At 66.8% G+C, this 13,230-nt stretch carries 13 protein-coding genes; 8 read left to right on the plus strand and 5 right to left on the minus strand.

Translation table 11 applies throughout. The features are described from left to right. Positions 1 to 2: 2 nt before the first annotated feature. Positions 3 to 833 (minus strand): aldo/keto reductase, encoded by an 831-nt coding sequence (locus tag IM25_RS17370; RefSeq protein ID WP_065996194.1) that lies wholly within the window; start codon positions 831 to 833, stop codon positions 3 to 5. A 39-nt stretch (positions 834 to 872) separates the two neighbouring features. Beyond that, on the minus strand, positions 873 to 2,099 hold the full coding sequence (locus IM25_RS17375; protein WP_033098168.1) for an MFS transporter: 1,227 nt from the start codon (positions 2,097 to 2,099) through the stop codon (positions 873 to 875). Between the two features lie 162 nt (positions 2,100 to 2,261). On the opposite strand from IM25_RS17375, the gene IM25_RS17380 reads away from it, so the two are divergent. The 4 genes from IM25_RS17380 (at position 2,262) to IM25_RS17395 (ending at position 6,578) form a co-directional block, all read left to right on the plus strand. After that, the gene (locus IM25_RS17380; protein WP_033098169.1) at positions 2,262 to 2,753 is read left to right on the plus strand and encodes a MarR family winged helix-turn-helix transcriptional regulator; all 492 of its coding nucleotides are present in this window, start codon (positions 2,262 to 2,264) and stop codon (positions 2,751 to 2,753) included. A gap of 200 nt (positions 2,754 to 2,953) precedes the next feature. Beyond that, positions 2,954 to 3,658: a universal stress protein gene (locus tag IM25_RS17385; RefSeq protein ID WP_033098170.1), complete on the plus strand. Its 705-nt coding sequence runs from the start codon at positions 2,954 to 2,956 to the stop codon at positions 3,656 to 3,658. Between the two features lie 428 nt (positions 3,659 to 4,086). Beyond that, positions 4,087 to 5,313, plus strand: coding sequence for a Na+/H+ antiporter NhaA (gene nhaA / locus IM25_RS17390; protein ID WP_033098216.1), 1,227 nt, complete (start codon positions 4,087 to 4,089; stop codon positions 5,311 to 5,313). Beyond that, positions 5,310 to 6,578 (plus strand): glycosyltransferase family 87 protein, encoded by a 1,269-nt coding sequence (locus IM25_RS17395; protein ID WP_065996196.1) that lies wholly within the window; start codon positions 5,310 to 5,312, stop codon positions 6,576 to 6,578. The genes nhaA and IM25_RS17395 overlap by 4 nt, the downstream gene beginning before the upstream one ends. Here the strand turns inward: IM25_RS17395 and IM25_RS17400 are convergent. Both IM25_RS17400 and IM25_RS17405 read right to left on the minus strand, forming a co-directional pair. Then, positions 6,551 to 7,261: a FadR/GntR family transcriptional regulator gene (locus IM25_RS17400; protein ID WP_006552060.1), complete on the minus strand. Its 711-nt coding sequence runs from the start codon at positions 7,259 to 7,261 to the stop codon at positions 6,551 to 6,553. The two genes, IM25_RS17395 and IM25_RS17400, sit on opposite strands and share 28 nt — an antisense overlap. A gap of 26 nt (positions 7,262 to 7,287) precedes the next feature. Next, positions 7,288 to 9,033 carry an L-lactate permease gene (locus tag IM25_RS17405; protein WP_024100946.1) on the minus strand — a complete coding sequence of 582 codons (1,746 nt, stop codon included), beginning with the start codon at positions 9,031 to 9,033 and terminating at the stop codon, positions 7,288 to 7,290. A gap of 200 nt (positions 9,034 to 9,233) precedes the next feature. Here IM25_RS17405 and IM25_RS17410 point away from each other — a divergent pair, with 200 nt between their 5' ends. Genes IM25_RS17410 through IM25_RS17425 form a run of 4 tightly spaced genes read left to right on the plus strand, consistent with a single transcriptional unit; the run spans position 9,234 to position 12,377 of the window. Next, positions 9,234 to 9,998, plus strand: a complete 765-nt coding sequence (locus tag IM25_RS17410; protein WP_024100947.1) for a (Fe-S)-binding protein — start codon at positions 9,234 to 9,236, stop codon at positions 9,996 to 9,998. Next, entirely contained in the window at positions 9,995 to 11,497 is a 1,503-nt protein-coding gene (locus IM25_RS17415; RefSeq protein ID WP_006552063.1) for a LutB/LldF family L-lactate oxidation iron-sulfur protein, read from the plus strand. The genes IM25_RS17410 and IM25_RS17415 overlap by 4 nt, the downstream gene beginning before the upstream one ends. Next, the gene (locus tag IM25_RS17420) at positions 11,494 to 12,117 is read left to right on the plus strand and encodes a LutC/YkgG family protein (RefSeq protein WP_006552064.1); all 624 of its coding nucleotides are present in this window, start codon (positions 11,494 to 11,496) and stop codon (positions 12,115 to 12,117) included. Before IM25_RS17415 ends, IM25_RS17420 begins: the two co-directional genes overlap by 4 nt. Continuing rightward, positions 12,114 to 12,377, plus strand: a complete 264-nt coding sequence (locus IM25_RS17425; RefSeq protein ID WP_006552065.1) for a WhiB family transcriptional regulator — start codon at positions 12,114 to 12,116, stop codon at positions 12,375 to 12,377. Before IM25_RS17420 ends, IM25_RS17425 begins: the two co-directional genes overlap by 4 nt. 503 nt (positions 12,378 to 12,880) lie before the next feature. Here the strand turns inward: IM25_RS17425 and IM25_RS26485 are convergent. Continuing rightward, positions 12,881 to 13,177, minus strand: a complete 297-nt coding sequence (locus IM25_RS26485; protein WP_006552066.1) for a hypothetical protein — start codon at positions 13,175 to 13,177, stop codon at positions 12,881 to 12,883. Positions 13,178 to 13,230 lie beyond the last annotated feature (53 nt).

Raw genomic sequence — 13,230 nt, forward strand, 5'->3', positions numbered from 1 at the left:
TGTCAGTTGAACTCGTCCGGATGAGGTCCGGTGCGCAGATCGCGATCGGCACCGGCGATGGTCGACATGTCCTCGTCGGTCAGCTCGAAGTCGAAGACCTCGAAGTTCTCCCGGATCCGGGACGGCGTGACGGACTTGGGGATGACGACATTGCCGAGCTGCAGATGCCAGCGCAGCACCACCTGGGCCGGCGACTTGCCGGTGCGTTCGGCGATCGACGTGATCGCCTCGTCGTTCAGCACGGCGCCCTGGGCGAGCGGGCTCCACGCCTCGGTGGCGATTCCGTGTTCGGCGTGGAAGGCGCGCAGTTCGCTCTGCTGCAGACCGGGATGCAATTCGATCTGGTTGATCGTCGGGACGAGCGAGCTGCCGTCCAGCAGGCGCTGCAGGTGGGCGGGCTGAAAGTTCGACACGCCCGCGGCGCGGAGGCGTCCTTCCTCGACGAGCCGTTCGAGGGCACGCCAGGTGTCGGCATAGCGGTCGCGGGCCGGGGTCGGCCAGTGGATCAGGTAGAGGTCGAGACGATCGAGGCCGAGCGCGGCGAGGCTCGTGTCGAAGGCACGGAGGGGGGCGTCGTAGCCCTGATCGGAGTTCCACACCTTCGTCGTGATGAACAGCTCGTCGCGGGACAGTCCGGAGTCCGCCAGCGCGCGGCCGACGCCGGCCTCGTTGCCGTAGATCGCGGCGGTGTCGATGTGGCGGTAGCCGGTCTCGAGTGCGGAACTGACGGCCGCAGTGGTCTCGTCCTCGGGGATCTGGAAGACGCCGAAGCCGAGCTGGGGGATCTCGACGCCGTTGTTCAGGGTGACGGTGGGGATCGTGGACGATGTCACGAGATGGTGCTCCTTCGGGGGTGTTCGCGTAGTTCGGGATCAGAGTCGGACGGGGTCGACGGCAGTACGGGAGGTGCTGTGGAGGTCGGGTTCTGCGGATGGGCGAGTTGCGTTGGCGTGATCGTCCTTTCGCTGTAGTCGGTGGGACAGGACCGCCGGGATCAGTGCGGACGCGGCCAAAACGGCCCCGACGGCGTTGGGTGCCGTGTACCCGAATCCGGCAGATATCACCATGCCGCCGAGCCAGGCGGCCAGAGCGTTGCCGAGATTGAAGGCACCGATGTTGGCGGCGGACGCCAGGGTCGGCGCGCCGTGCGCATGGTCGAGGACATGCTTCTGCAGGGGCGGGACGGTCGCGAAACCGAGAGCGCCGATCAGGAAGACCGCCGCGACGGACACGGTTTTGTCGGAGGCCAGGAAGGTGAACAGACCGAGCACCACGGCCAGACCGGCCAGGGCGGTGTAGAGCATCGGCATGAGATTGCGGTCGGCGAAATGTCCCCCGACGAGGTTGCCGACCATCATGCCGGTTCCGAACACGGCCATCAGCCAGGGGACGGAGGACTCGGCGAAACCGCCGACATCGGTCAGGATCGGTGCGATGTAGGTGATCGCGGCGAACACGCCCCCGAAGCCGAGGACCGTCATGGTCATGGCCAGCACGACCTGGACGTTCTTGAACGCCGCGATCTCGTGACGCAGCCGGACGCCCTCGGGTCGGGGGACGTCGGGGACGAGTTTCGCGACGCCCACGAGACCGACGACGCCGAGCGCGGCGACGACCAGGAACGTCGCCCGCCAGCCCGCGGTGTGGCCGACGAAGGTACCCAGTGGGACGCCGACGACATTGGCCACCGTCAGTCCGGTGAACATCAGGGAGATGGCAGCGGCCTTCTTCTGCGGTGCCACCAGCTCCGCGGCGACCACCGAGCCGATGCCGAAGAACGCTCCATGAGCGAGGGAGGCGACCACGCGGCCGATCAGCATGACGGCGAAGGTGGGCGCGAGGGCAGAGACGGCATTGCCCAGGACGAACAGGACCATGAGCAGCATCAACATGTTCTTACGGGAGATCCTGGTGCCGAGCGCCGTCATGATCGGGGCGCCGATCATGACGCCGAGGGCGTAGCCGGTGACGAGATATCCGGCGGTGGGGATCGACACTCCGAGATCCGATCCGACCTGGGGGAGCAACCCCATGATCACGAACTCGGTGGTGCCGATTCCGAAGGCACCGATGGCCAGGGCCAGCAGGGCGAGTGGCATGAGAACGATCCTTCGATCGAGAAGAGACGCAGACGCGCTTTACTGGCGTAGACAATAATTGCAGACGCCGACTAACTGCAAGCGCGGGTATAGTGAGCGATGTGGCGACGTCGGCATGCCGTCCGCGTCACCTGTTCGTACGAGCCGACCCAGGAGCCAACCATGACCGCCACGGACCCGTCGATGACTGCGTTGGCCAACAGTTGGTCGGCGCTGTCGCTCCTGCACGGGCGAATCGAGAACCGGATCGAGAGCGCTCTGCAGTCCGGCCACGAGTTGAGCGTGCGCGAATATTCGCTGCTGGACGTGCTCAACCGTCAGCACGACGGGGAGGGCGGGCACCTGCAGATGCGCCAGGTCGCCGACGCTGTGGTCCTCAGTCAGAGCGCGACGACGCGGCTGGTCACCCGGCTCGAGGATCGTGGGTTGCTCTCGCGCTATCTGTGTCCCACCGATCGCCGCGGCATCTACACCGACGTCACCGCTGCCGGGCGGAACCTGCTCGAAGAGGCCCGGCCCACCCACAACACCGCCCTGCGGGAGGCGCTCGACGAAGCCGCGGCCGAACCCGTCCTCGCACCGCTGGTCGACGCCATCCGGCAGTTGCAGGACGGTGATCGGACGGATGCCGCAGGGGGCCCGGCGCGACGCTGACGGGGGGCGACCTCGCGGCGACGTCCTCCGCGCGCAGACCTGTCGGAACAACGGGTGAGATCACGCGGCCGGGTCGGGTATCGTCTCCCCTGGTGTGCCGGGAAGACTGGTCGGCGGGAACAGGTTTCTTCGACGACCCCGGAGGATGACATGAACGCAGCGGTACACCTCTTCTCGGCGCACGCATCTGGGGGCACGCCATGAACTGGGCAGTCTTCGTCGCCTTCCTCGTCGTATGGGTGCTGTCAGGACTCGTGACCGGTCTGTGGATGGCACGTCGAGGCCACGACCCTCGCTGGACGATCATCGCCGTCATCCTCGGACCGCTGTTCGTCCCCATCGCCTTCGAGCGCATCGAGCGTGTTCCCCGGTCCGTCGAAGTGACGACGGTGGCCCGGCAGCACGCCGGGGAGGTCGACGAGGGCGGACTTCGCGTGATGGTCGGCTACGACGGATCCACCGAGGCCAAGCATGCGCTGGATGCGGCGCGACGACTGTTCGGCCCCGCCGGGGGAGTGCTCGAACTCGTCGTCGTGATCTCCTACGACGACGCCGGCGATCCGGACTCCGAACTTCTCGCCACGGTGCGACGACGACTCGAGCAGGCCGTCGAATCGATGGGTGATATTTCGGTGGGATATGCCGTCCTCGCCGGCCCGGCCGGTCGATGCCTGGGTTGGTTCGCCGAGGAACATCACGCCGACGTTCTCGTCGTGGGGCGCCGCGGACGAGGCATGTCTTCCCGGATGCTCGGTAGCGTCGCCGAATACCTCATCGGGCACTCTCATGTGCCTGTGCTCGTCGTCGATCCCACCGTCGTCTCGCCGGATGCGGGTACGAACGAACCCACGGTCGCCGTTCGGGTCGCTCCCGAGGAGAATGTGACGGGCACCGCGTCGAACTGACCCGATGCGGTACGGTCGATCTCGGTGCGCCGGGAAGTCTGGTCGGCAGAAGGAATTACGTCGTCGAACCGGAGGACCCGTGTCTGTACCCGTCTGTCCCGTCGCCACCCGTCGCGCCCGAGCTCTGCAGCCGGCGCAGTGAGCGGCACTCTCGCGAGGCATGCCCACCGCAGCGCCGGAGGTCGCATCGGCCTCCCTGCTGCGTGTCGGCGTCCGACACCGAAATCGCAGGGATGCCCTAGTTTTCGGTATCCGATTCCACTCAGAGGATCGGAACATACTGCCGCCCATGCGGATCGGGTGCATCCGACCCAGCCGGTCCACGTTCGCGTACCGCGTGCCGTCGAGAATTCCGAGGACCTGTGATGCCGAACATCTTCTCCGGAGTCCCTTTCCTCTCTCGCGGAACATGGCAGGACACACGCCGTGTGACGGAGATCCTCCGCAAGGAGACCGTCGGCGGTGTCCTGCTGCTCATCGGCGCCGTCATCGCATTGATCTGGGCGAACACCGGATGGTCGGATTCCTACCACGCCCTGCGGGAGACCCGTATCGGTCCGGCGTCATGGCACCTGGACCTGTCCCTGGGCACCTGGGCGGCCGACGGACTGCTCGCCGTGTTCTTCTTCGTCGTCGGCGTCGAGCTCAAACGGGAATTCGTCGAAGGCAGTCTGCGGGACCTGCGGCGTGCCGCCATGCCGGTGACCGCCGCCCTGGGCGGCATGATCGTCCCGGCCGTGATCTTCGCCGTCATCAATCTTCGTGGTGGCGCCGACGCGTTGAACGGATGGGCGGTCCCGACGGCCACCGACATCGCGTTCGCCGTAGCGATTCTCGCCGTCATCGGTAGTCATCTCCCGTCGGCGCTGCGAACGTTCCTGCTCACCCTCGCCGTGGTCGACGACCTGCTCGCCGTGACCGTGATCGCGGTCTTCTACACCGACGAGGTGAACCTGCTCTACCTGGGCGGGGCGCTGATCCCGTCGGCGCTGTTCGGCATCGCGCTCCGACGCGGCTTCGGTGCCTGGTGGCTCCTGGCGTCGTTGGCGGCAGTGACCTGGTGGCTGGTCCACGAATCCGGTGTGCACGCGACCATCGCCGGTGTACTGCTCGGCTTCGCGGTTCCCGTCGCCCGGCAGGTGGGGGACCGCACGATTCCGGTCGCCGAGCACGTCGAACACCGGATCCGGCCGCTGTCCGCCGGAATTGCCGTGCCGGTCTTCGCCTTCTTCGCCGCCGGCGTCACCGTCGGCGGATTCACCGGCCTGGCGAACGCCCTCACCGATCCCATCTCCGCCGGGGTGATCGCCGGTCTGGTCGTCGGCAAGGTCGTCGGAATCTTCGGGGTCAGCTACCTGGTGGCGCGCTTCACCCGAGCACATCTCGACGACGAGCTGAGTTGGGTGGACGTGCTGGGTGTGTCCCTGCTCGGCGGTATCGGCTTCACGGTGTCCCTGCTCATCGGCGACCTCGCTTACGGTGCAGGCACCGTCGCAGCCGATCACGTGAAGGTGGCCGTGCTGTGCGGATCGTTGCTCAGCGCCGCTCTGGCCTCGACTGTTCTCGTCGCCCGTAACCGTGCCTACCGCAGGATCACGGCAGCCGAGCGGGTCGACGAGGACGGCGACGGGATTCCCGACGTTTATCAGCGATGAGCGAGAGCTCGGATCGCGGTCGGGACGGTGGGCCGTGGTGGGTCCAGCCGACCGTGCGGTCACCGCAGGCTCTGCTGAAGTGTGTCTTCTGGCCGGTCGCCGTGATGCTCGTCGTCCATCGCACGGTGATCCGCGCCGTGGACGGTGCGCGCACGGACGACTTCACTGGCGTCTACCGCGCAGCCGTCGCCTTCTGGAACCGTGAACCGGTCTACACAGCGACGTACGAACACGTCGACCCGCACTACCTCTCCCCGCCGTCGGGTTCGCTGCTGATCGCACCGTTCGCGGTCCTCGAACACGAACTCTCGCGATGGGCGTTCATCGGGGTCAACGCGGCGGCCGTCCTCGTCGCCGTGTATCTCGTCGTGCGGATGTTCGGGTACACGGCGCGATCGACGGTGTTCCCGATCGCGGTGACGGTCGCCTTCGCGTCCGAATCGGTGATCAACACCCTGGTGTTCACCAACATCAACGGGGTGATCCTGCTCGGCCAGGTGGCGTTCCTGACGCTGTTGCTGGCGCGGCGGGACCTCTGGGCGGGCGCGGCGATCGGGGTGACCTTCGCGATCAAACCGATTCTCGCGCCGTTGCTGTTGCTTCCCGTGCTGCGCCGCCAGAGCAAGGTTCTCCTGACCGCCGCATTGGTGCCGGTCGGGCTCACCGCATTGGCGTGGCCGTGGGCTGCGGATCCGTGGCAGTTCGTCGAACGCACCGTTCCGTATCTGTTGCAGTCCCGCGACTACTTCAACAGTTCGATCACCGGCAATGGCACCTACTACGGTCTGCCCGAACCACTGATCCTCGCGCTGCGCATCGGTTTCGCGTTCCTCGCCGCGGCCACGATGTATCTGCTCCACCGCTACCACCGGCACGACGAGGTGTTCTTCGTCGTCACCGGTGCCGGCGTGCTGATGACCGCGTCGTTCCTGCTCGGTTCGCTCGGGCAGATGTACTACTCGATGCTCCTGTTCCCGTTGCTCATGAGCGTGGTCCTCCCACAGTCCGTGATGCGGAACTGGCCGGCCTGGCTGGCGGTGTACGGCTTCCTCAGTGCCGACGAATGGTACTCGGGCAGATGGGTGGAGGCGGGACGGTATGCCGAGTACATGCGCCCTACCGGGGGGTGGTCGCTGCTGCTCATCGTGGTATTCGCGGTGCTGGTCGATCGCCGACGATCCACACGCGTCCCCGAACCGGTCACAGACCCTTCGGTGGACATCGCCCGAGTCGGACGTCAGAACGCGTCGGCGCCGAAACTCTGAGTGTAGTAACCGCGGATGTGCTCGACGATGCGCTTGCGGGCGAGCGTGGCATCGCCGGCGCGGACCGCGTCGACGAGACCACGGTGCTCGTGACGCAGCCGCACGCAGGTCATGGGCCAGTCGGTACTTGGTGCGCCCGCGAGGACGTAGCTCTCGATGGAGTCGCGCAGACCGGCCATCATCGCCGCGACGACGAGGTTGCCCGCCGCGTCGGCCATCGCGACATGGAACTGGGCATCGAGAACCAGGAACTCGGGTGCGGCCAACTCCGGATCGTCCATCGCGTCCAAGAGTTCCTCGGCCTGGATGAGTTCCGGTGCCGGGGTCCGGTCGGCCAGAGTCTGCATCACTTCCGTCTCGAGCACCAGGCGCGTGCGGACGATGTCGGAGACCGGGAAGTTCTGCGCGGCGACCTGCAGGCGCATGAGCATCGACATCCCGCCGGTGGGTCGCGAGACGATCATCGCGCCGGCGTTCGGCCCGGATCCGGTGTGGGTGCTGAGCAGACCGAGGGCTTCCATCACCCGCAGCGCCTCACGAACAGAGGACCGGCCGACGCCGAGTTGTGCGGCGAGCGTGCGCTCCGGGGGCAGACGCTGGCCCGGGCCGAGTTCTCCCGTGACCAGCATCTGCTCCAAGTGGTTGAGCACCTGCTCCCACGCACGACCCTCGGACGACGACATGACTTCAGAGCCTAGTCGATTCCGGATCAGGGAAGCATCCAGGACAACACCGGGGTGGACTGCAGGTAGACCAGCACACAGAGGATGACGAGCATCGCGACGCTGTAGCCGATCACCTTGCGCAGCAACACCGATTCGCTGCCCGGCCGATCGACTGCGGTGGCAGCGATGGTGAGATTCTGCGGGCTGATCAGCTTGCCGACCACACCACCGGAGGTGTTCGCCGCGACCAGCAGAGTCGGGTCGATGCCGGCGGTCTGCCCGGCGGCCTGCTGCAGGCGGGCGAACAGGGCGTTGGCGGAGGTGTCCGAGCCTGTGACGGCGGTGCCGAGCCAACCGAGGATCGGGGAGAACAGGGCGAAGATCGCGCCGGTTCCGGCGAGCCACGTGCCGATCGCGACGGTTTGGCCGGACTGATTCATCACGTAGCTCAGACCCAGGACGGTGGCCACCGTGGCGATGGCGAGCTTCATCCTCACGACGGTGGTGCCGAAGGTGGCCGCGGCCCGGCGGACGGTCAGCGGGAACATGCCACCGCTGTCCCACCGTGCGTAGACGAGGGTGACGATCGCGCCGCTGAGCAGCAGCAGTGTTCCCGGCGACGACAGCCACGAGAACGTGTAGACCGCGCTGCTCGATGCGTCGCCGTTGCCCGTGATCAGATTGCCGTACAGGCCGGGCCACTCGATCTTGACGTCGGTGGCGGCGAGACGCTCCGGCAGATCGACACCGACGGTCCACAGCTTCGCGATACCGAACACCGTGATGACCAGTAGATACGGGAACAGGGCCATGACGACGCGCGAAGCGGTCAGCGATTCGTCGGCGACGGGACGCTGCGGAGCGTGAGCGCCTCCGGGTCCCTCCTTCCCGGCCTGGACCGCGACGGCATCGGTGCGGGTGCGGGTGCGTGATAGTTGGTCCTCGGGGGTCCGCGGCTTCCAGACCTGGAGCATGAGCACGGCTGCGGTGAGGCCGGCGAGCGAGGCGACGACATCGGTGAGTTCGTACGAGAAGTGGCTCGAGCACCAGAACTGGGCGAGTGCGAAGGTCGTGCCGGTGACCAGTGCGATCGGCCAGGCCTGCCGGACACCGCGACGACCGTCGACGAGGAAGAGCAGCAACAGCGGCACGAAGAGCGCCAGGACGGGTGTCTGACGGCCGACGACGGCAGCGATCTCGGTGGCGGGGATGTCGGTCAGGGCGCCGGCGGTGGTGATCGGGATGGCCATGGCGCCGAAGGCGACCGGTGCGGTGTTGGCGATCAGGACCGTGACCGCGGCCCGCAGGGCGGGCATACCGAGGGTGACGAGCATGGCGCCGGTGATCGCGACGGGTGCGCCGAATCCGGCGAGTGCTTCGAGCATGCCGCCGAAACAGAAGGCGATGAGCATCGCCTGGATCCGCATGTCGCCGTGACCGATCGAGTTGAAGATGCGCCGCAGATCCTCGAACCGGCCACTGACGACGGTGAGTTCGTAGAACCAGATCGCGGTGATCACGATCCACATCACCGGGAAGAGCCCGAAGGTGATGCCCTGCAGGGCGGACAGGCCGGCCAGCGGCGCGGGCATGTCGAAACCGATGATCGCGACGACGAGCGCGACGACGAGGGCACCGAGTCCGGAATACCAGGCCTTGAGTTTGAAGCCGGCGAGTAGGACGAAGAATGTCAGCAGCGGCGCAAGGCCCACGAGAGCCGATGCGGTGAGGCTGCCTGCGATGGCGTCAGTGGCGGGAGTGAATGTCACCGCCGATATACGGGTTGCCACACGAAACTCCTGTGGTTGCGCCGCTGTCGGCGGCGGATGTGATTTCGACCGATGTGGTCAGACCACGTGAAGGTACACCATGGTCCGCGTCACAGTCGACCCCCTGACGGAATGTGCGGTCGATATCCGAAAATGTGCGGCGCATCTCCGGAACGTGTGGTTCAATGTGGTCAGACCACACCCCCGATGCGGAGATCTCCATGCGAATCGCCCTGTTCGCGACGTGCCTCGGCGACACGATGTTCCCGAAAGCCGTTTCGGCCACCGCCCTGCTCCTCACCCGGCTCGGGCACGACGTCGTCTTCCCCGAACGCCAGACCTGCTGCGGCCAGATGCACGTCAACACGGGTTACCAACCCGACGCGCTGCCGCTCGTCGAGAACTACGTCGACGCCTTCGACGACACCAGTATCGACGCCGTCGTCGCCCCTTCCGGATCATGCGTCGGATCCGTTCGCCACCAGCACGAAATCGTCGCCTCCCGTTACGGTTCCGCGTCGTTGTGCGGGCGGGTCGACACCGTCAAGGCCAAGACGTACGAGTTGTCCGAATTCCTCGTCGACGTCCTCGGCGTCACCGACGTCGGCGCCTACTTCCCCCACCGGGTGACCTATCACCCCACCTGCCACTCGCTGCGGATGCTGCGAGTGGGGGAGAAGCCGCTCCAGCTGTTGCGGGCCGTGCGCGAGATCGACCTCGTCGAACTGCCCGAGGCCGACTCGTGCTGCGGATTCGGCGGCACCTTCGCGATCAAGAACGCCGAGACCTCCACCGCGATGCTCGCCGACAAGCTGAACAATGTCGCCGCCACCGGTGCCGAATACTGCAGCGCCGGCGACTCGTCGTGCCTGATGCACATCGGTGGCGGTCTCACACGACTGCGCACCGGTACCCGCACCATCCACCTCGCCGAGATCCTCGCCTCCGTGGAACCGGCCGTCGCCCCCAAGGGAGTGCCCGCGTGACCGCACTCGGTATGCCCGTCGTCCCGCCGCGTGGATCCGGAAATCTGCGCGGCATCAGGAAGTTTCCCGACGCAGCGCACCAGGAACTCGCGAACCCGCAGTTGCGCCGCAACATCGGCAAGGCCACCCACACGATCCGTGCCAAGCGACTGGACGTCACCGGGGAACTGCCCGACTGGGAGCAACTGCGCGACGCCGGCGCCGCCATCAAGACCGACGTGCTCAACCGCCTCCCGGAGTTGCTCACCCAGCTCGAGGAGGCGGTGACCGCGCGCGGCGGCGTGGTGCACTGGGCGGCCGACGCCGCCGAGGCCAACGCCATCGTCACCGACCTGATCCGGAAGACGGGATCCGACGAGGTCATCAAGGTCAAATCGATGGCCACCCAGGAGATCGGACTCAACGAGCACCTCGAGGAACAAGGGATCGCGGCCTACGAGACCGACCTCGCCGAGCTCATCGTCCAGCTCGGCCACGACAAGCCCTCGCACATCCTCGTGCCTGCCATCCACCGCAACCGCGCCGAGATCCGCGAGATCTTCCTGCGTGAGATGCCGGACGTCGACCCCGACCTCGACGACAACCCCCGTCATCTCGCAGCCGCGGCACGAAAATTCTTGCGACACAAGTTCATGACGGTGCCGGTTGCGGTGTCGGGCGCGAACTTCGGCATCGCCGAGACCGGCACCCTCGCCGTCGTCGAATCCGAGGGCAACGGCCGCATGTGCCTGACGCTGCCGCAGACGCTCATCACCGTCATGGGTATCGAGAAGCTGCTGCCCACCTTCCGCGACCTCGAGGTGTTCCTGCAGCTGCTGCCGCGCTCGTCGACGGGAGAGCGCATGAATCCCTACACGTCGATGTGGACCGGTGTCACCCCCGGCGACGGCCCGCAGGAATTCCACCTCGTACTGCTGGACAACGGCCGCACCGCCGCGCTCGCCGACGAGATCGGACGTGAAGCACTGCACTGCATCCGTTGCTCGGCCTGCCTGAACGTGTGCCCGGTCTACGAGCGCACCGGAGGCCACGCCTACGGCTCGACCTATCCGGGCCCGATCGGCGCCGTCCTCAGCCCGCAGTTGGCCGGGATGGACGAACCCGACGACCCCAACGCCAGCCTGCCGTTCGCATCGAGCCTGTGCGGTGCCTGCTACGACGCCTGCCCCGTCAAGATCGACATCCCCTCGTTGCTGGTGGAACTGCGCCACCAGAAGGTCGAACACGCCCGCTTCGGACCCGAGGCCGCGGCGATGAAGGCCGCCTCGCTGGCCATGTCGACCTCACGACGCTGGACGGCCGCGCAGAAGGCCGCCGGGCTCGGCCGCGTCCTCGCCGGCAAAAAGGGAAAGATCACCCATCTTCCCGGTCCACTGGCCGGCTGGACAGACGCCCGCGACATGCCGGCCCCGCCGAAACAGACCTTCCGGCAATGGTGGGCATCCGACGAAGGACGTGCCGCGCTCGCGAAGGCACGCGAGGAAGGACAGCAGCGATGAGCAGTCGCGACGCGATTCTCGGCCGGATCCGTTCGGCGCAGACCCTGGCACCGCCGGCACCGGTCGAGGTACCGCGCGACTACCGTCTCGGACGCACCCTGCCGGACGCCGAACGCCGTGAGCTGTTGGTCGACCGACTGGTCGACTACAAGGCCCACGTGCACCAGAGCACGCCGGAGGATCTACCCGTCGTGCTGGCGAAGATTCTCACGGATCGCGGGGTGCGCCGCGTCGGGATCCCGGAGGGCCTGGAACGCTCGTGGATGGCGGAGTTCGGTGGCGAGGTGGTGGTCGACTCCACCGACCGACCTGCAGCCGACCTCGGTGATCTCGACGGGGTCGTCACCGGCTCTGCGGTCACCTGCGCCGAGACGGGCACGATCTTCCTCGACGGCAACCCCGACCAGGGGCGACGCGCGCTGACACTGGTCCCCGACCTGCACGTGTGTGTGGTGGCGATGGGCGACGTCGAGGTGGGAGTGCCCGAAGCGCTGGCCCGGCTCGTCCCGGAGCGGCCGATCACGATGATCAGCGGACCGTCCGCGACGTCGGACATCGAACTCGAACGCGTCGAGGGCGTGCACGGCCCCCGCACACTGGAGGTGGTGATGGTCGGATGACCATGCTGACCGAGCGTGTCCGGCCGCGACTCGGATGGCAGCAGCATGCCAACTGCCGGACCTCCGACGAGTACTTCTTCTTCGCCCCGGAGGGCGAACCACCGAACATCCGCAGGCGGCGCGAGGTCGTCGCGAAGCGCATCTGCGCGAACTGCCCGGTGCTGGCCGAGTGCCGCACCCACGCGATACTCAGCGGCGAACCGCACGGAGTGTGGGGTGGACTGTCGGAACACGAACGGCTGCAACATCTCAACCACTGACCGCACACGATCTTCGGTCTTTCCGACCTCGAGAACTGCGCGGCCGCAGGTGGCGTCCCGTGCCTGATGAAGGGCAACACGTTCACTGTCTGCGGCTTCACTCGCGGGCACCTCGTATGGGTGCCGCAGCTCGCCGTCAACATTTTCGGGTACAACGCCGGATCGTGGCGCACCGATCGGCATCCCCGCGGTTCCTGGTGGATACAACCGGGGACGGTCGCGCGGACAACATGGGGTTCGGCAGCGTCGATGTGTGGCTGCACAGATCGTGACCGCATTCGAACGACGGGTTCCGGCCGGTGCGTCGCATCGGCCGGAACCGCTCATCTCAGGTTCATGGTTGCCCCGATTCGAACGTGAGGACCTCGTGAGCGAGGAAACGGAAACCCGCGAGGGCGGTAGACCCTCGCGGTGTCGGTGTCCTCCTCGTAGGAATGGAACCAGGTACCGATGATCGACGACGGTTCGCTCACAGTGCGTCCTGACGGGTCCGTGGTGGGTGATCAGCCGACGCGGTCCAGGATTGCGCCGATCTGATCGAGAAGCGACCGGAGCGAGGCGATCTGACGTCGCAGCTCGTCCACCTCGCCGTCGAGTGACACAAGTGCCGAGGTATCGGCTCGTGTCCCGCCGTTGCCGGACGGACCGAGCGCAAGTGGGTCCGTCTGGGCCGGGTCCATCGCCCCGAGCAGGAACGGCGCACGCGGTCCTTCCAGGTACGCCCGCATGCGGAGCGACTGCCCGGAGGTGAACATGAGCATCGCATCGCCGTCGTCGCCCCAGATGCGGCGTAGGCTCAACCAGCGACCGATCTCGTATGTCGCGGTGCGACCGAGATGGAAGGGAGGTCGCG

Source organism: Rhodococcus sp. p52 (assembly GCF_000763325.2).
Classification (GTDB): Bacteria; Actinomycetota; Actinomycetes; order Mycobacteriales; family Mycobacteriaceae; genus Rhodococcus; species Rhodococcus pyridinivorans.

Excerpts from the sequence above, each read along its gene's own strand:
- IM25_RS17375 (WP_033098168.1), bottom strand. The coding sequence starts at position 2,099 with ATGCCACTCGCCCTGCTGGCCCTGGCCATCGGTGCCTTCGGAATCGGC.
- IM25_RS17380 (WP_033098169.1), top strand. The coding sequence starts at position 2,262 with ATGACCGCCACGGACCCGTCGATGACTGCGTTGGCCAACAGTTGGTCG.
- IM25_RS17385 (WP_033098170.1), top strand. The coding sequence starts at position 2,954 with ATGAACTGGGCAGTCTTCGTCGCCTTCCTCGTCGTATGGGTGCTGTCA.
- IM25_RS17395 (WP_065996196.1), top strand. The coding sequence starts at position 5,310 with ATGAGCGAGAGCTCGGATCGCGGTCGGGACGGTGGGCCGTGGTGGGTC.
- IM25_RS17400 (WP_006552060.1), bottom strand. The coding sequence starts at position 7,261 with ATGTCGTCGTCCGAGGGTCGTGCGTGGGAGCAGGTGCTCAACCACTTG.
- IM25_RS17410 (WP_024100947.1), top strand. The coding sequence starts at position 9,234 with ATGCGAATCGCCCTGTTCGCGACGTGCCTCGGCGACACGATGTTCCCG.
- IM25_RS17420 (WP_006552064.1), top strand. The coding sequence starts at position 11,494 with ATGAGCAGTCGCGACGCGATTCTCGGCCGGATCCGTTCGGCGCAGACC.
- IM25_RS17425 (WP_006552065.1), top strand. The coding sequence starts at position 12,114 with ATGACCATGCTGACCGAGCGTGTCCGGCCGCGACTCGGATGGCAGCAG.